The 18,368-nt window shown below is 39.5% G+C and carries 16 protein-coding genes and 1 pseudogene; 8 read left to right on the forward strand and 9 right to left on the reverse strand.

The window, feature by feature from the left end:
* Positions 1-116: 116 nt before the first annotated feature.
* The 4 genes and pseudogenes from JOD18_RS15330 to JOD18_RS15345 all read left to right on the forward strand — a co-directional run bounded on the left by JOD18_RS15330 (position 117) and on the right by JOD18_RS15345 (position 5,126).
* A complete protein-coding gene (locus JOD18_RS15330) occupies positions 117-896 on the forward strand; it encodes an ABC transporter ATP-binding protein (protein ID WP_204670007.1) in 780 nt (259 codons plus the stop codon).
* Positions 893-2,815 (forward strand): FtsX-like permease family protein, encoded by a 1,923-nt coding sequence (locus JOD18_RS15335; protein WP_204670008.1) that lies wholly within the window; start codon positions 893-895, stop codon positions 2,813-2,815. The genes JOD18_RS15330 and JOD18_RS15335 overlap by 4 nt, the downstream gene beginning before the upstream one ends.
* A 15-nt stretch (positions 2,816-2,830) precedes the next feature.
* Positions 2,831-3,148: a YxeA family protein gene (locus tag JOD18_RS15340; protein ID WP_204670009.1), complete on the forward strand. Its 318-nt coding sequence runs from the start codon at positions 2,831-2,833 to the stop codon at positions 3,146-3,148.
* Between the two features lie 1,060 nt (positions 3,149-4,208).
* A pseudogene (locus JOD18_RS15345) lies at positions 4,209-5,126 on the forward strand (NADP-dependent oxidoreductase).
* A 366-nt stretch (positions 5,127-5,492) separates the two neighbouring features.
* Here JOD18_RS15345 and JOD18_RS15350 read toward each other — a convergent pair.
* The 5 genes from JOD18_RS15350 to JOD18_RS15370 all read right to left on the reverse strand — a co-directional run bounded on the left by JOD18_RS15350 (position 5,493) and on the right by JOD18_RS15370 (position 10,715).
* The gene (locus JOD18_RS15350; protein ID WP_204670010.1) at positions 5,493-6,815 is read right to left on the reverse strand and encodes a methyl-accepting chemotaxis protein; all 1,323 of its coding nucleotides are present in this window, start codon (positions 6,813-6,815) and stop codon (positions 5,493-5,495) included.
* 37 nt (positions 6,816-6,852) lie between these two features.
* Positions 6,853-7,812: an NAD-dependent epimerase/dehydratase family protein gene (locus tag JOD18_RS15355; protein ID WP_204670011.1), complete on the reverse strand. Its 960-nt coding sequence runs from the start codon at positions 7,810-7,812 to the stop codon at positions 6,853-6,855.
* A 48-nt stretch (positions 7,813-7,860) separates the two neighbouring features.
* Positions 7,861-9,321 carry an MFS transporter gene (locus tag JOD18_RS15360; RefSeq protein ID WP_204670012.1) on the reverse strand — a complete coding sequence of 487 codons (1,461 nt, stop codon included), beginning with the start codon at positions 9,319-9,321 and terminating at the stop codon, positions 7,861-7,863.
* A gap of 206 nt (positions 9,322-9,527) precedes the next feature.
* Positions 9,528-10,037 (reverse strand): TetR/AcrR family transcriptional regulator, encoded by a 510-nt coding sequence (locus tag JOD18_RS15365; protein WP_204670013.1) that lies wholly within the window; start codon positions 10,035-10,037, stop codon positions 9,528-9,530.
* A gap of 180 nt (positions 10,038-10,217) precedes the next feature.
* Entirely contained in the window at positions 10,218-10,715 is a 498-nt protein-coding gene (locus JOD18_RS15370; protein ID WP_204670014.1) for a cupin domain-containing protein, read from the reverse strand.
* 823 nt (positions 10,716-11,538) lie between these two features.
* On the opposite strand from JOD18_RS15370, the gene JOD18_RS15375 reads away from it, so the two are divergent.
* On the forward strand, positions 11,539-11,886 hold the full coding sequence (locus JOD18_RS15375) for a winged helix-turn-helix transcriptional regulator (RefSeq protein WP_204670015.1): 348 nt from the start codon (positions 11,539-11,541) through the stop codon (positions 11,884-11,886).
* Between the two features lie 190 nt (positions 11,887-12,076).
* On the opposite strand, the gene JOD18_RS15380 is transcribed toward JOD18_RS15375, so the two are convergent.
* Positions 12,077-13,156 carry an alkene reductase gene (locus JOD18_RS15380; protein ID WP_204670016.1) on the reverse strand — a complete coding sequence of 360 codons (1,080 nt, stop codon included), beginning with the start codon at positions 13,154-13,156 and terminating at the stop codon, positions 12,077-12,079.
* Between the two features lie 54 nt (positions 13,157-13,210).
* On the reverse strand, positions 13,211-13,735 hold the full coding sequence (locus JOD18_RS15385) for an NAD(P)H-dependent oxidoreductase (protein ID WP_204670017.1): 525 nt from the start codon (positions 13,733-13,735) through the stop codon (positions 13,211-13,213).
* Between the two features lie 323 nt (positions 13,736-14,058).
* Between JOD18_RS15385 and JOD18_RS15390 the strand changes: the two genes are divergently transcribed.
* Complete coding sequence (locus JOD18_RS15390; protein WP_204670018.1) at positions 14,059-14,217, forward strand: hypothetical protein; 159 nt, start codon at positions 14,059-14,061, stop codon at positions 14,215-14,217.
* A gap of 708 nt (positions 14,218-14,925) precedes the next feature.
* On the opposite strand, the gene JOD18_RS15395 is transcribed toward JOD18_RS15390, so the two are convergent.
* A complete protein-coding gene (locus JOD18_RS15395; protein ID WP_204670019.1) occupies positions 14,926-15,528 on the reverse strand; it encodes a TetR/AcrR family transcriptional regulator in 603 nt (200 codons plus the stop codon).
* 521 nt (positions 15,529-16,049) lie between these two features.
* On the opposite strand from JOD18_RS15395, the gene JOD18_RS15400 reads away from it, so the two are divergent.
* Positions 16,050-16,832 carry an SDR family NAD(P)-dependent oxidoreductase gene (locus JOD18_RS15400; RefSeq protein WP_204670020.1) on the forward strand — a complete coding sequence of 261 codons (783 nt, stop codon included), beginning with the start codon at positions 16,050-16,052 and terminating at the stop codon, positions 16,830-16,832.
* A gap of 373 nt (positions 16,833-17,205) precedes the next feature.
* Here JOD18_RS15400 and JOD18_RS15405 read toward each other — a convergent pair whose 3' ends face one another.
* The gene (locus JOD18_RS15405) at positions 17,206-17,598 is read right to left on the reverse strand and encodes a RidA family protein (protein WP_204670021.1); all 393 of its coding nucleotides are present in this window, start codon (positions 17,596-17,598) and stop codon (positions 17,206-17,208) included.
* Between the two features lie 105 nt (positions 17,599-17,703).
* Here JOD18_RS15405 and JOD18_RS15410 point away from each other — a divergent pair, with 105 nt between their 5' ends.
* Positions 17,704-18,045 carry a winged helix-turn-helix transcriptional regulator gene (locus JOD18_RS15410; protein WP_204670032.1) on the forward strand — a complete coding sequence of 114 codons (342 nt, stop codon included), beginning with the start codon at positions 17,704-17,706 and terminating at the stop codon, positions 18,043-18,045.
* Positions 18,046-18,368: the final 323 nt, after the last annotated feature.

Genomic DNA, 18,368 nt, shown 5'->3' on the forward strand with positions numbered 1-18,368 from the left:
TTTTTGGAAAGTGACAAAAATATCACATTTGATTGCATTTTATCACCTAAAACTTACGACTTAGAGCTACAAAAGAATTACACTATCTATAGGATAACTTGATTGGAGTGTATAGAATGGAAAATCAAAAAACACCGAAGACAGTTCTAATCGCTGAGGGATTACTTAAATCTTATGCCTTAAAGGGAAATGCTCAGCAGGTGTTACAAGGAATCGACCTTCGAGTGATAGAGGGTGAGTTTGTTGGAATTATGGGACCTTCAGGCTCAGGCAAGACAACTCTTCTAAATACCTTAGCTACAATTGATCGTCCCACAGAAGGAAATATTTTTATAAATGAGCAAGAGATTTCAAAAATGAAAGACACCCAACTATCAAATATTCGGCGAAAGCATCTAGGCTTTGTTTTTCAGGATTACAATTTGCTTGATACCTTAACGGTAAAAGAAAACATATTGTTACCTGTTTCTTTAACAAAAACAAGCAAAGATCAGGCCGAAAAAGAGTTTAATGCAATTTCGGGGATGTTAGGAATCAAGCAGTTAGCCAATAAGTACCCTGCCGAAATTTCAGGAGGTGAAAAGCAACGCACCTCTGCAGCACGAGCGTTAATTCATTCGCCCTCCATTGTTTTTGCTGATGAGCCTACCGGCGCCCTTGATTCAAAAGCAGCCTCCAATTTATTAGGAAATTTAAATGAGATTAACCAAGCACGACAGGTCACCATTGTTATGGTTACTCATGACCCGTTGGCATCTAGCTATTGTAAACGTGTAATCTTTCTAAAGGATGGAAAAATTTTTTCTGAATTGTACCGGGGAGAGAAAACAAGAGAATCCTTCTTTAAGGACATTCTTGATATGCAAGCCGTTCTTGGAGGAGGTAACCAGAAATGACTACACAGAAATTAGTGATCCGCAGCATACGAAAAAACATCAAAATGTATTATCTCTATTTTTTCGCGATGATTTTCAGCATAAGTTTGTATTTTATCTTTTCTACACTACAAAATGACCAAACTATTGTTACTATGGTTGAAGCTAGCATGAACTTCTCAACGGCCTTTCAAGTCGCTGGAATATTACTCATTTTCATTACCATTGTGTTTACGATGTATGCTACGAGCATCTTTATTCGAAGGCGTAGTCAAGAAATCGGATTGTATCAGTTAATTGGCTTGTCTAAGGCTTGGATCACTCGGGTACTGATCTTGGAACAAACGATTCTCGGTCTAGGAGCTTTACTTATCGGAATATTAGTTGGAGCTTTGCTCTCGCGACTCTTTCTTTTACTGTTTATGAACCTGATAGGTATTGAAGCGGTGGTTGGCTTAACCTTCTCCAGTCAAGCAGTGATACAAACAATTGCTGTTTTTACTTGCTTAATTGCTGTTACATCCTTACAAATTATATGGACGGTTTATCGCAGCACACTACTACAATTGTTTCAAGCAAATAATCAAAATGATTACTTTGTCAAACGTCCAAGCATCGTTTCAAGCATTTTAGGGTTAGCAGGATTAAGTCTAATAGGGTTTGGCTATTATGTGTCTACCTTGATTGTGGACCATGCAGATTTGCTGATGTTTCTTATGTTATTAGTTCTCGCCAGTACCATACTCGGAACCTATTTAGTCTTCCGTACGACAATAAGCTGGATATTATATGTTTATCGAAAAAAGCAAAATGGAAATCTCGGCTTGTATAATAGCCTGTCGGTAGCACCTTTAATGCACAGAATGAAAGGCCACGCCAATTCGTTAACCTTAATCACTGTATTGTCTGCCATGACCATTACGATGATTTCACTTTCCTATTCCTTATATTATTCAACCGAAAAAGATGTGAGATTGGCGATGCCTTTTGATTTTGCAGTGGAAAATATGCAGGCGGAAGCCGCTATTATATCAAGTAAGTTAGAAGAGGAGCAGATTGAATTCGATCATTATGAACTAGATGCCATACGATTTGATGGCGCATGGGTAGAGCAGGATCCAAATGTAGACAATCGTCACAGAACGTTTATGCTTTTCTCAGCAGAGCAGATGGTGCAGGCCGGACTAGATGTGGAGAGTCCCCAAGATGGTGAAGCAATCTATCATAATACGCGAGCCATTATAGAAGGAATGGAGAATTCATATCCAAAATACGTAGAGTACCCATCAAATGATGAAGTTAATCGACTAACAGTTTCTAATTTTAAGCTTGAAAACGTAATGAATTACAGATTCTATGGCGAACAATTACTTGTTTCTGAAGAAACCTTCAAGAGAATGAAAGACAGCATACAAGAGAATGAGTACAAAGAATTTTTGGCCTTTGAGGTGTTTCACTTATTGGATACTGAGAAATCAGACACCGCCTCTGACATCTTTCTAACGAATGTGGACAGTGACCTGTATATCACTGACTTTTATTCCGCATACGAGGGATCGCGTCAAAACTACGGGCTCCTCATTTTCATCGCCGGCTTATTAGGCTTTGTGTTTATCCTTTCAACGGGAAGTATTTTGTACTTTAAACAAATGACAGAGGCTGAACAAGAAAAAACCCATTACCGGACACTGCGACAACTCGGATTTCAAGTAAACGAAATGATGAAAGGTATCGTCCGTAAACAGCTCTTTGTTTATTTAATTCCTCTGGGAATTGGTTTAATTCACGCTGCTTTTGCTCTTAACGTAGGTTCTGTTCTCATCGCCGCAAGTATGCTCACCCCAATCATCATTAGTATGGCAGCGTATATTGTCATCTATTTGATGTTTACAGTGGTTACCATTCGGTATTACAAAAGCATCGTCACAAATGCTTTATAGAAAGGAAGAAAAGTGATGAAAAAGAAGATCTTAATTTCTTGTCTCATTGTGGTCGTTGTCATTGCTAGCCTATACCTCTTATTTCGCGAGCCATTCGATCGTTTTAATCCATTGATTGAACAGGAATATGTATATGTTGAGGTTCAAGATGAACCTGCAGATGATAACGGAAGATATAAATATAGGGAGCAGGGTGTCACCGAAAGTGGAGAGACTAAACGAGTGGTATTCACCACCAGTACTAGACTCGATCAAGGCACACTCTTAAGAGTGCTCGCCAAAGGTAGCTACACACTAGAATATCAATTTATAAATGAGGATGAAATGCCATAAAATCAAACGTTAATAGTGGTTTAGTTAGGTTTATTAATGACCTTTTCATGCTGGAATACTAGTAAATAGTTCGTCTCAAGTCTTACTTAAAAAAGCATATTACAAATGGCTTTAATCCCAAAATAATTTACCTGGTGTTATTTAAAAAGAAGTGTGGTCAACCAAAATGTACCCTGTAGAGTAGACACTAAAAAAAGACTACTCTACAGGGGCTTTTTGTGTACATTTGTCTGAATTGCTTGGTGAGATCAAAGTATATCCGTTATTAATGAAGCCAAATGGTGAAATTTATAGCTCTGATTTTAGATTTGATAAATTGTTATTGTTTATTAAAAGACGTAACACTGATAATGGAATCAATTGTTGGATGTGCTGAATTGAAAAAATGGTTTAGAAACCACTGAGTTTTATAGAGTCTTTGAAGTAAAAGCATGTTCATTTTAGGATTACATAAATAACCAATCTGATTTTAATAAAATGACTCAAAAAATATCAATGAACTTTTACGCTATGGAAGGTCAAATAATAGCTTATGGTAATAAGAAACTGACGTAATTACTTGTTTAATTAGGTTTCACTCGTTGCACTAACAGGGTGCTTTAGTTTAAAGAACTTTGAGCGCATGTAATGATAACGATAATCAACAAACGAAGCGCTTTAACGCAATAATACAATCCATAAGCATTAATCTCTTTCCGATTTTTCCTGAATGGGAGAGAGAAAAGTTGAAGAAGAAAGATCTGTGAGGAAAATGATTGAGTTAGAGCGAGAACCCTTGATATATTTGAGATAAAAGAGTGGAAGAGAAAAGATTTACTTTTTATTCTGATCTTTTTTCTACTACTTATGGAAAATCAAAGTTACCACACGACAAATTTTGCAAGGCGCATATCGAATCAAAAAAGGGTATCAATCGGAGGCCATGCAGCAGCAAATCCTTGATAGGTTATACGTCCCAGTAAGAGCGCGTCGCTTGCAAATAGTTCATCATGCTTAAATTTCTCCGCTTCCTTAACATTTACCAATCGACAAAATCGTACTGGCGGAGCGGCCCAAAGGTATGTTTTCAATTTGTAGAAAAGGATATCGAGCAACTGAAAGAGGGGCAACTTCTTGTTAAAACACTTTTTGTATCTGTTGATCCGTATATGAGAGGAAGAATGGAAGATCAAGAGTCGTATGTGGCACCTTTTTCATTAAATGAAGTGATTGAATCCAAGTCTGCTGATTTCAAACAAGGTGATGTGGTGAGTGGAATGTTTGGTTGGCAGGAGTATTATAATGCTAAAGAAACAGAGGTGCGGAAAATAGATCCATCGATTGCTCCGATATCAACTCATTTAGGTATATTGGGTATGACTGGTTTAACTGCTTATTTTGGTTTACTGGATATTGGGAAACCGAAAAAAGGAGAAACAGTCGTCATCTCAGGAGCAGCGGGTGCAGTTGGTTCCGTAGTTGGGCAAATAGCGAAAATAAAAGGTGCACACGTAGTTGGCTCGGCTGGTTCCGATGAAAAAGTGGCGTTCTTAACCGATGAATTAGGATTTGATGAAGGGATTAATTATCGAACTAACGATATCGAAAATGCGATAAAAGAAGCCTGTCCTAATGGAGTTGATGTGTTGATAATGTCGGTGGAGAGATTGCGAACGCTATATTTACACATTTAAATCGTTTTGCACGTATTCCAGTCTGTGGTGCCATTTCGTCCTATAATCTTGAGGAAGTAGATGTCGGACCACGTATACAAAGAACGCTAATAAAAAAGAGTGCTTTAATGCAAGGATTCACGGTTGGAAATTATGCCGAAAGTTTCACGGAAGGCGCAACACTATTGGCTCATTGGTTACAAGAAGGTAAGCTGCAATATCGGGAGACGATACAAGAGGGGTTTGAGAATATTCCGGAGGCTTTTATTGATCTTTTTAAAGGGAATAACATAGGGAAACTACTGGTGAAAGTAGCAGATCGTTAATATTCATAAAATGTATCCTTTTTTTATAGAGGGAAAGCTGCTCAAATATAGTTGTTCGGTGGAATCATGGTGGATTCCACCGAACAGAGTTATCATTCTGAGAAGCATAATTTTGCCGCGAACCATTTTAATGCGAATAAGCAGAATTCATAATAATATCGAAACAAATTTTTAAAAATAGAATAGATTTATTGTTTTTTATTGCTATCATTCTCTTAACTATATTAGATGGAGGGTGAAAATGACAGTTAATATCAAGGCAAATGAAAAGAGAAGCTATGGCAAAAGAAATCACATGATGTATGGACACTTTATGGAACACTTCCACAAGTAAATTTATGACGGTATTTATGATCTCGCAGTCATTTATTTCACCACGAACACGCCAATTTTGTCCTGAAGCTCATCTGCAGCTCTGGATAAGTTATGTGCGGAAGATGCAGTCTTTTCCTCAAAAGCGTGGGCTTGTTGTGTAACCGTCGATACATTCTCTGATTTTTCCGCTGTCATCTTGGAAATGTCAACAACAGATTCAATCATTTCCAAACTGTTAAAGGTGCTTTTGGACATGTTTTTTATATCAGAAGTGGTTTCCAATATTTTCCTATCCACCTTATGGACAGCTTCTTGAATTTTGGAAAATGAATGCCCTGCTTCATTTGCTTTTTGAACGCCTTCCTTCACCACAAGTGTTCCTGATGCCATTTTTTCTATCATTGTGTCAAGCAAGCGATGGTTTTTCTCAATTAATGTGCTGATTTGCTGTGCCGAACTGTTGGCATGGCTTGCAAGCTTTCGCACTTCCTGCGCTACTACAGCAAACCCACTGCCATGCTCTCCTGCTTGTGCTGCCTCTATAGCTGCGTTTAATGCCAACAAATTCGTTTGCTGTGAAATGTTGGAGATTAATGCCATCGCTTCGACAATTTTCTTGAATTGATTTTCAAGAGTTTTCGCTGTTTCTGCGGTGTCATTTACCGTTTCGTTCAGCCTTCTGATGATTTCAATCGTTTCCGTGACAATAACTTCTCCGGCTTGAGCTAGTTCCGAAGCTTGTTGGGACGATACGATGGTTTGCTCGTTGCGATTCGACGTTACTTCCAATGTATCTTCAATCTCTCGGATTGCGTCAGAGGTAAGCTGAATTTGATGAAGCTGAGTGGTAGCTCCGACAGATATTTCCTGTACGGATTCGGCCATTTCACGGATTGAATGAATGTTCTGTTCCGTATTTTCCGTTAACTGTTCTGAAGTATCGGCAACGAGCCGTGATCGCTCCGAAACGCTTTGAATTAATGAATTTAGCTTCCCCGCCATCAGATTAAACGTGTCGGTGAGCTGACCAAGCTCATCTTTGGAATGGTTTTCGATCTTTTCTCGCAAATCGCCATCAGTTATTTTAGTTATGGCGTTAATTAACCTTTTAAGTCTTTGAATCACTAATATGCGGATAACAAAAAAGATCATAACAAGTGGAATAATGGTAAAATACAGCGCCTCTATTATAGAAAATAAGCTCGTTCCTGGAATTACCTGGCCAAGATATCCAAGCAACGGAGCGCCTAGTAATGCACTAATAATCAAACTTATGAAAACAGCTAAAAGCAGTTTGTATTCAATACTTTTGAAAAAGCTTACTTTCTCAATGGAAAGAGTGTCAATTCTTGGATTTTGTTCGGTTTTAGGCATATTCATGTATCCTCCTGAAAATATTAATCACCCCTTATCAAATCTGATGTTTACCGTCCATTAAAAGTCGTAACGTTTGCTCAAGACCTTTCCGGTAAGGAGTTGCAGGTATGGGACCGATGCGATTCTCATATTTTTCTCCACTCAACACAAATCCCTTTTTTGTCAAATACATAATCTCCACGACTTCTTTCATAAACGAATCAAACACCCCAATTAAACGAATGGAGTTTTTAGTTAAAGGAATCACCATTTTTCGATTTTCAGTTACCTCGCGAGCGATCTGTATAATTTCTTTACCTGAAATCAATCCCACTCCAGGTATATTCCAGTTCTCTCCATAAGCATCATCTCGTTCTGCAATATTTACGATCATTTTGGCTGCATCCGGCAAATAAACATATTCCCGCGGTGTTTTTAAATTTCCAATAAAAATGGAAACTTTGTGTGCAGCCATCCCTTCCAATGTTGGCTGCAAGTAAGCATTTTGAGAGGTTATACCATAATAATCCGGAAGTCTGACAATTAATGGACTTGCATTCTTCCATTTATTACTGAATATTAAATCCTCGAATGCTACTCTTAATTTTCCCTTCTTCGTATGTGGTTGTTTAGGATGGTTTTCATCCCCCTTTGTACTTTGATATCCATATACATAGATTCCATCTACTATAACGATTTTTCTACCTAGAATATGGGATGCTTTCATCACACTTTCTCCTAGTAAAGAAAGCTTTTCTTCCATCTCCTGATAAGCTACACCAGCACATGTGAATATCACTTCTGAATCCTCTGCTGCGTCAACTATGGTCTGATAATCGAATAGATCACCCAATTTGTATGATAATCGCTTATTGAAGTGGTGTTTTTCTATTAATGCCTTTAATTTTGTCTCAGAACGTCCAAAAGCAATGACATCGACCCCTCTAGTCAGTAACTCTGATACGATGACCTGACCCGTAGCACCAGTAGCTCCCAGTACAATTGCCTTATTCATTTTTAAAACCCCCTATTATTGATTAATCAATAACTCCAATTGATATATTTACTGTGACTCTTGATTCGCAACGCTTGATCTTGCTGATGGTGTATGAGCTTTTCGTTGAGCAATGATAACGAGCAGTGCGCCAATGATTGCAAAAACTGCTCCTCCTATGAACACCCAGCTGAAGCCGCCAGTGAGCGCATCCGCCATGTTATCTCCTTGAGAAATAAGGGAATCGGTTCGAGTGCTAGAGAGAATGATAAGAATTGTTATACCGAGTGCTCCACCGATTTGCTGGCTGGAGTTAACAAGTCCTCCGGCAAGGCCTTTTTCTCTTTGAGCCACACCATCGACGGCAAGTGTAGTACTCGCTACAAGTGATGCTCCCACACCAACTCCAACTACAAGGGTCGGACCGAGCAAATGAACCATGAATGAAGCATTACTAGGTGCAAAAGACAGCCATATTAAGCCAGTCGAAAACAACAAGAGTGAAAAAACTAACGTCCGTTCTATACCTATTTGCTCCATAACGACTGGAACCATTCCAGCCCCAATGATCAATGCGACAACGAGCGGAAGCTGTGCAAGTCCCGTTGTAAGTGCATCATATTCCAAAACATTTTGCATATACACTGAAAGTCCGAAGAATAGACCAATGGCTGCACCGCCAAGCAGTAACATTGCTACATTTCCTTTTGTTACGGAAGCATTACGAAAAATACTGAATGGTACAAGAGGGCCTTTAGCCCGCTTTTCAATAAATACAAAAGCAATAAGTAGTACAATACCAATTAGAATGAGAATCAACATTGTCATCATTTCAACTTGTTCTCCCGCTGAAAATGCAGTAATAAACGCCAGCAAGCCTGCTGTCACGGTCACTGCTCCTAATACATCTGTTTTCATATTCTTCGTTTTCGTATCCTTGGTTACCAGTATAGGTATAGATACAATGATAAGAAGCGCAATCGGAACATTGATGAAAAACACGGAGGACCAACCGAACATGGAGATTAAAACGCCACCAAGCAAGACGCCTGCTCCGCTACCAATACCGGCTACGATTCCCCAAATCCCCAATGCCTTGGCACGTTCCTTCGGTTCTGTAAAGAGCATCGTGACTAGTGCCAAAGCGGCAGGCGACAAGAAGGCAGCTGATACTCCTTGGATTGCGCGTGCGACCAAAAGCATTTCAATGGAAGTTGACAAGCCCGCCATCGCTGAACCCAGCATAATACCGATTGCCCCCACCATGAAAATTCTTCGATGTCCGAAACGATCAGCCAAACGTCCACCGAGTAAAAGCAAGCCTCCCAGAGGAACAACAAAAGCGACGATGATCCAGCTTAATGTATCGGTATGAAGAAGCAGGTCATTTCCTATTGATGGTAGAGCAATATTCACAATGGATGAATCTAAAACAACTATAAATTGAGCAAGGCTAAGGAATACGAGCGCTAAATAGCGATTAGAACTTCGCTGATTGGTATTTCTTTGATTTTGAACAACACTTTTCATTTCATTCACTCTCCAATATTATTTATTGATTGATCAATTACAATTAAACCGACAAAATAATAATATAACGCGAATACCGCATGGTCTCACTTGATGCACACAGATGCCCTTCATTCCTTTACTTATCATCATCCCCTTTTTATTATTGATTGATCAATTACAAAAACTAAAATAAACACCTCATTTGACTCGGTAATTTATTTGGATTACATATCAAAAAGCTCAGGAAGGTCTATGAAATAAGAAATATTACATAAAATTCCCATGGCTATAAATACGGTAACTTCACGTTCAGGGTTCTCAATTCCTACTGATTTAAATCTCTCCAATACATAATTTCTAATGCGGGATAGCCACTTTTTTGTACAATTTCGGACAGCTTCATCCGTTACTGAAATTCCGATCACCTGTAAAGCGATTTCGTTAGGATGGGATACCGTAAGTTCTTCATAAGCTTGAACCATTTGAACACCCGTTTGTTCGGATTCTTCCGTAATATTTTTAAAAGATTGAAGAATTCTATCAAAGGCTCGCTCTAAAGCGGCAATAAATAAATCTTCTTTTGTTTTAAAGAATCGAAAAACATATGGCTGCGAGATCCCGGCTTTTTCTGCAATATGTGAGGTGGTTGTATTGTAATACCCTTGTTTTGCAAATACTTCGATCCCTGCTTCAAGAATTTCTTCCTTACGATTTTTTTTAATCGGACTGACCATTGCTAGAACCTCCCGCTATTCATTAGTGATTAATCAATAACATAATAACCAACTTTGATCTCTAATGCAAGTGTTAATTAGTAAATTTGTTTTGAATGGGGGAGAGAACTACCTGGCCAGTCAATATCTGATTCCTTGTAACACTAAGTCAAAATGGTGTGGCAAACCGGACAAATATCTTTAGAAACTAAAATTTATTCCGACTGCTGCGTTTTCTTCGGGAGTTGCGTTCCAATAATTATATCTGACGCTTACAGCCTCGAAGTGAGACAGGTCATCTGGTGTCACAGGTTTGGGAGGATTGCTCACTGGTCTTCCTATCTCTTGAAAGAATTGTCCCATTTTATTCGTCACGATAATATGAAGAACTGCGGGTTTGCTGGAAACGTTTCTCCAAGCGTGCTGTGAATTCCCAGGAATGTGTATATAATCACCTGTTTTTGCCTTGATCCATTCGTAGCCCTGCGTATCTTGCCTTAAAGCCTCTATCTCGCCAGATATGACGATAAACCCCTCCGTATCACCGTGACTATGAAGGGGAATAACACCACCAGGCGGGAGCTCACCCTTCATGACGCAAAAGTCATTGTGCTCATCTTCTGGCATTGTTAAAAACTCTACGACAGGTCCGAAGACATCTAGGATCAGTCCGGACGTGGGATTCTTTTTGGTACTCATGTATTTCCTCTCCTTTTTACGCCTCAAAGCGCAACATTTTTTTCCATTAGAAGCTCCTATTGTTTGATTTTTTTCTTATGCTTTCAGTTTAATTCCTTGTAGCAACATCTTTTTTATCTCGCTTTTGATTTCGACCTGCCCATTACTAAACCTCCTTATCATTAATTAGTGATTGATCAATAACATAATAACTAACTTTATTCTCCAATGCAAGTGTTAATTTGTTTAAAAAATACTGACCATTATCAGCGAGATTAGGACATAACCTATTCTCTTCACATCAAATAATAACGATGCAATAAGTATGTTGTGCAATATAGGGATACCGTTCACTAACTTAAGTTTTATGATATCGAGTGCAAAGTATCCGCTCCGGCTGATCGTTTCGCTTTCCGAGGGGCATTCTCTTTAGCTAACTTTAGCAAAGAAGAACACCTTACCAAAGTTAGCTGAGGAGAAAAACCCGTGGAAAGAAAAGTGGACATTCGGAGCGATTGTTACGTAATGATAGCCTCTCAACAATTACTACGAAGCAAAATAAGCTAGTAGGTCTATTTGAATAATCGTTTGGTTTTTGTCATGATCCATTCTTTTGTCCCAGCTTCATTATCAGCGGAGTAAAGAGTGAATCGATTTTCAGCAATTAATGGATCCATATTCTTGCATTCAACTAGCGATTGTTCTTTTTCCACTCAAGCGTTTTGTTGTTTGACTTCAAGTGTACACTGTGTTATAAAAAAGAATAAAAAGAAGCCTGCTATCACAATTCGTGTAGGCAGTATATTGGAGGCAAAAATAAAAACTGTGCGAGGAGAGAGATGATATGCATAATGAATTGGAGGAGACACACCCCTCAGACGTTGTTGATTTAAAGGATACTGGCTTTGGATATACCCTCTCTGTCATCGGTGGGAAATATAAAATCATTATTCTATATTGGCTATTGGAAAACGAGGTGATGCGATTTAATGAGTTAAAACGTAGCATCTTGAATATTTCTTTCAAGACACTAAGCGTGACGTTAAAAGAAATGGAAGCTGACGGTATTGTCGTACGTAAAGAATATCCTCAAATTCCTCCCAAAGTAGAATATTCGCTATCCGATCGGGGACGATCGCTTCTTTCCGTTGTAAACATGATGTGTGATTGGGGCGAAATGAATTCAAGGTAGATCATTTCCACGCTTTCTGTATTCACATACTTCCACTTTCCTTTCTGGTTTATACGTTCCACTTCTCTATTTGAGGATGGTCAGGAAAATGAGACTATTAAATGCTGAGCCCACTTTCCTGACGCTTTCCTCGTTTTTTAAAACCAAATGGGTATCAACATAAAATTCTTTGTTATTTATCCCATTATCCTTACCTATTTTGCAGGGTTTTTTCATCTATCGTCGGATAGTCCGTATATCCGCGGCTGTCCCCGCCATAAAAAGTCGCTCTGTCCGGTTCATTCAATGGAGCATCAAGCTTCAACCGTTTTACTAGATCGGGATTCGCCAAAGCCCAGGCGCCAACAGGAGTAATGTCAGCAAGTCCTGCGTCAATGTCGACAGCGATATCTTTCAGCGGACGACCTGCTCGGTTCACCAGCAGAGTATTCGGCCATGCGGAACGAATTTCACTAAGCAATTCTTCGTTTCCGACATGTAACATATGAATATAGGCGAGGTTCAACTTTGCCAGCTCCGGAACGAGGTAACGGTATACATCGAGAGCGCTACTTCCCTCATCAACGCCACCAAGCGGAACCTCTGGAGAAATACGAATTCCAGTACGTTCTGCTCCAACTTCATCTACAACCGCTTTTGCAACTTCTATGGCAAAGCGAGCGCGATTCACAATAGAACCTCCATATTCATCTGTGCGATGATTGGAATGTTCACTAATAAATTGTTGAATAAGGTAACCATTTGCACCATGAATCTCCACTCCATCAGCACCAGCTTTTATAGCTGCCGCAGCTGCTATTCTATAATCTTCGATCGTTTCTTTTATTTCTGCTTGGCTCAATTCCCTAGGAACCGGGATATCCAACTTTCCATTGTTAGTGAACATCTGGATGCTGGGTGCAATTGCTGACGGTGCAACGGGTTGACGATGATGGGGGGTATTATCCGGGTGCGACATCCTCCCTGCATGCATCAATTGAATGAATAGGTGACCACCGGAAGCATGCACCTTATCGGCAATCTTCCGCCATCCTTCCACATGGTTATCTGTGTAAATACCAGGAGTCATAAGATATCCTTGCCCATCATCAGATATCTGGGTTCCTTCACTTATCAGTAAACCCAGGGAGGCACGTTGCCCATAATATTCTGCACTTAAATTTCCTGGTGTTCCATCAAAAAGCGCACGGTTACGAGTCATCGGGGCCATCGCTAAACGATGGGGTAGTTTTAAATTTCCAACAGTTACTGTACTCCATAAGTTAGTCATTTTTCATCACTCCTATAAATGATTTGTGTCAACCCAAGTGTCCGGGTTATTTGTTTAAAGATTTCTTAAAAACGTTAGATATTCCTGCATATTACGTTCTAATTCATTTTTTGAGGGTTCTTCACCGTAAAATGCATGAATGGAACGATAATCAGCCTTACAATAGAAAAAGGTTGTTTCAAATGGAATAAGTATTTGCTCTAAGGTATGACTGTATCTTCCATCTTTACTGTAGTCATTCGCAGTGCTCCCTGCCGAAACAGCTAATGCTATTTTTTTATTTTTTAATTTATCACCGCCATTAGATCCGTGAGCCCATCCTTCAAGAAAAACATCGTCCAGCCATTTTTTTAGAAGTGGTGGACTACTAAACCAATAAATGGGAAATTGCAGAACCAGATTTTCGTGGGATTCAATTAGCTGCTGTTCCTGTTTAATGTCAAGGTGTTCTTCCGGATATACCTTATACAATTCATGTACTGTGAACTCTTTAGGTTGCTTTTTTAACTCTTCCATCCAGTACTTATTGACGATGGATGATTCTATGCTTGGGTGAGCTACCACAATAAGTGTCCTCATTTGATCTATCCTCCTTCCCTTAAATTTTGTTGCTCTTTGAGTATAGAATAAGAGTTTGCAATATGTAAGTACGCACTTTTAAGTCAGGTACTTACGTAGAAGAAAGTGCTTTTGCTCCCAACTTTAGTTGGTGTGGGCAATGGCGCTGATTTCAATTAGTTGCTCATCAAAATTAATCCCATCGTACATGTGATAGAAGAGGTACCAGTGGATCCTGCTTCGTCTATTATTCGAGAGGCAGTGATCAAAATTGGGCATATGAAACATCCTTAATGATTGAATGAAATGCTCGATAGTGAAGGATAGAATAACGATGGTTTGCAATGATGCCAAAATCAGTACACAAGAAATCAGTGACTTGTACCAAACAGGCTGGTCAATCGAAGGGCGAAACAACATTTGGTGCTGAAAAAATTGCACGAAAAAGCGCCGTAATGCTGTCTACAACCAGCTTTATCAAGCAATGGTCGCTTTCCGCTTAACGATACTGATCAAGCATCAGCTCCAATGCTTCTCCCTTGATAACAAAGTAGGTTCATGGAAAATGGAAGAGTGAAGAGGGTGTAGAGCTTATGTATTTAATATAATGTAATTCAACTCCTAAACTATATTTAATATTGGCCTTAACTAACCTTTTGTCAATCAAATTCCAGCAATTATTCAATCGAATGTATTAGAAAGAGGAAGAGAGAAATGGAAGAGAATCTTTTACTCTTCTTTATTCAATTTCTTTTTCTGTTCCAACTACTAGGAAACAACTCTGCAACCTTTTCCAATTCGACACCAGCTAAATTCTGGTAGAAAAATCGGATGTTTTAGGGAAGAACGTAGTTACATAATAGAAATAGAGAAAGTGTATCCGAGACAGGAGGGCAGGGGAATGGAGGGGGGTGTGAGGGAGGAACTAAGTTACCACTGAACATATACAGTTCCAAAACGTTACGATAATTAACCTTAAAAAACTTCCTGTATACTATTAGTGGCTCTCTATTACGCAAAAGATGACTCAAACCCACCTCGATACTTATCCATATAACCAGATGAATCGATTTTAGTACGTCCTGGGTGGACGGATCCATATGTCTGACGGAACCCCAAGGCCCTGTAATTGATTACAGATATCCCGGGGCATGACAGCCAAGCTTGTGTTTTTGTATAATGATATTCCTCTGCACTAAGTTTTAGGATGGCTATCTGGAAAGTGTGGAATTACCGGTAGGCCAGGTGGAGAGTGCTTGCTCAGCAACAGCCTCAAGCATGTCGCGACTGAAGCCAGCCTTGGCTTGGACAGCCATTCCGTGGAGCACTGCCATCACGAATGCAGCTAGTGAAGCACAGTTTGTGGTCACCGGCAAATCTCCCTCTTGCTTTGCCCGTTCGAAGCGATCACGCAGCGATGCCTCTCCGTCTGTACGTGCATTGATCAGGGCACACCGAATAGATTCGGCATCGTCAGAGCCAGCCAAGGCGCCGTGGACATATAGACATCCCTTGCGATCCGGGTAACGAGTATGCAATTCGGCCGACCTGAAGAGGAGGTGTGCGGCCACCTCCCGCGAGGTTGGCAGTTCCAGCGCTGCAGGGAAATAATCCAGGTAGTGCTCGTAATAATGAGCCAACGCTTGGCGGAACAATTTTTCCTTGTTGCCAAACGCCGAGTAGAGCGCAGGTCGTTCGACACCTGTAGCCTGCGTGAGGTCTGTATATGATGTGCCTTCGTAGCCTTTGCGCCAAAACACACAAACTGCCGCGTCCAGTACCTGATCCACATCGAATTCACGGTTACGTCCCATCAGTCAGATCACCTCGCTTTTTTATAACAGTTGATATTAAAAGGGCTCATGTCCAATTTTTATACTTTATCATAACACACATTACGGATTGAAGCGAGCCTGGGCAAGGACACCTACGGGAGCGAACGATCGTCAAAATACTCTGCCGTCTGAATTGCCACACATCAGGCACCAAACGCGGTCGCGTTTTGTCTAATCTCGACAGAACACAACACATCATACTAACATAATGCCTACACAAAAAAGTCTAAAAACAGAATAACATAATAACCATTATGTTATTGACAAATCGAACCGAATCGTATACCTTCAATAACATAACGATTGTTATGTTATTCGGCCGGCCATATGTGTGAAAGAGTCCAACAACGTACTTAGAGGTTCTTTTTATGTAAAAAACAAGGATGGGCTAAGCGAAGATTTTACAAAATGAGATACCGCTAGCCCAGATAGCTCTATACTCGTGCTAAGAATTTTTTGCTAAAAAGTGATTAAAATTTCTATTAAATGGAGAGGATAATATGTCGACAAATGAAGGAAAATTCAGTGGTAAAGTTGCTTTGGTTACAGGGGCAAGTCGAGGGATAGGGGCTGAAATAGCCCAAAAATTAGCTGCTGGCGGGGCCGATTTTATAGGTGTTCATTACGCCAATAATAGGGATGCTGCTTTAAAAGTTGTTGATGATATTAAGGCGTTGGGTTCAAAGGCTGTAGCTCTGGAAGCAGAATTAACCAAGGGTATTTCCGGTGTAAAAAAGCTTTGGGCCGCATTTGAAGATGCTGTTCGTTTGGAGTTAGGGACTGTGCACTTGGACATCTTAGTCAATAATGCAGGTATTTCACCAGTCTTTCCGTTTGAAGAAACGTCAATTGAAACGGTTGAAGATACGATTAATGTTAACTTTAAAGCTCCGTACTTTATTACTCAAGCAGCGAGCCCTTTTTTGCGGGACGGCGGAAGAATCATTAACATTTCTACTGGTTTTACTCGAGTTGCTGCTCCAATGAATACCATTTATTCAGCTTCCAAGGGGGCCATTGAGACACTTACTTTGGCCTTAGCTCCACATTTTGCATCAAAGGGCATTACTGTTAATGCAGTAGCGCCTGGAGTTACGGCTACTGATATGAACAAGGATATGCGCGCCACACCAGAAGGACGTGCTGAAGCAGCGGCATTTTCCGCATTCTCTAGAGTAGGTACCACTGAAGATGTTGCTGATATTGTTGTATTTGTAGCATCCGAAGAAGCACGATGGATCACAGGGCAAGTTATTGATGCTTCTGGAGGAAGTAGGCTTTAAGAATAGTAACAAAAAATAAAGAATTTGATGTTAAAAGGTTTTTAGTATGATTTTACAGAAATTGATGCAGAGTTAGATACAGTATGACTGGGTTGCATCGATTAAAGAACAGGTTAACGTCTAATAATATTGATTATGTATTAAATAACTGAATTATTAAACTATCCTCCCTATTAGCAGAACGACGGGGCCGCTTAGGGCCAGATAATGGATGAAAGTTTATTAAACTAAGAATTAGGTTAGTGAAAAATCAGTACGAAGGAATTTTATGTGGTCTATAATGATATTGCTTTTTCAATATCATTATAGACTTTTTGTATAGAGGTCAGCTACAGAAAGAAGTGATATTAGAATAATTACTTCGTTTTGAATTTTAAATTACCTCATCAGAATGTGCGATGGCTGAGATTTCAATCAGTTGCTCTGGAAACGCCAAATAAGTTACACCGATTAGGCTGCCTGCCGGTCGATGTTTATCTAAGTATTCCTTGAACAAAACGATGACCTGGTCAGAGTGTTCTTTCGGGTTTGTTAGATAGATTTCCACATAGGATAGGTTGGACTTTTTGACCCCTAATTTTTTCAGTACACGATCCAGGTTTTCAAGTGTTTGTCGAGTTTGGGTTTCAATATCGTGCTTGCCAACAAACATACCATCTTTATTGTGTGAAAATTGACCTGAAACGTAAATAGTGCCGTTAACACTATAGCCTTGGCTAATACCATGATCCCAAAGATCGTGATTATAGGTTCTAACTTTACTCATTTTTCTCTCTCCTTTATTTGAAAGTAAGATAAGTATATAATGAGTACAGTGAAAAAAGTAGTACGCACTTTATTGATAGCTACTATGAGAAAGGATAGTGTCAATATGAGTATGGCTGATTACAAAGAAAAGGGTAATATCCAAGAGACACCTTTTGGTTATACATTGAAAGTAGTTGGAGGTAAATGGAAAATGCTTATACTTTATCTCTTAGCGGAAAATCAACCCGTTCGTTTTAATGATATGAAAAGAAGAATAGGAGTTATTACCTTTAAAACATTAAGTTCTCAACTTAAAGAATTGGAAGCAGATGGGATAGTTCGAAGAAAAGAGTATACTCAAATTCCACCAAAAGTGGAGTACAGCCTCACACAAAAAGCAGAAACCCTATTACCTGTGTTAGAACAATTATGTGAATGGGGAGAAAAAAACCGCAATAGTTTGTAAAATAATCGACTTAAACTCCCTCTGTTAGATTCAATTTACTATATGGTACGTTACTTCAATAAGCTAAAGGTAGCAATCATGATAATTATTTCGATCTTCAACTATTGGGCGCAAAGAACTGAAACCGGACACTGGATTTTCTTTCGCTACTTTCAAATCCTGCCAGACAAGCTTTGGAGCAGGAGGGAATTACAACCTTACAAAAACTTTCGAGTTTTACTGAACGCGAGATTTTACAACTACACGGTATGGGACCAGCATCTCTACCTATTCTCAAAGCTTCTTTAGAAGAAAAGGGACTATTACTCAAATCACTATCTTAA

The sequence above is a fragment of the Gracilibacillus alcaliphilus genome (genome assembly GCF_016909015.1).
GTDB classification, from domain to species: domain Bacteria; phylum Bacillota; class Bacilli; order Bacillales; family Amphibacillaceae; genus Gracilibacillus; species Gracilibacillus alcaliphilus.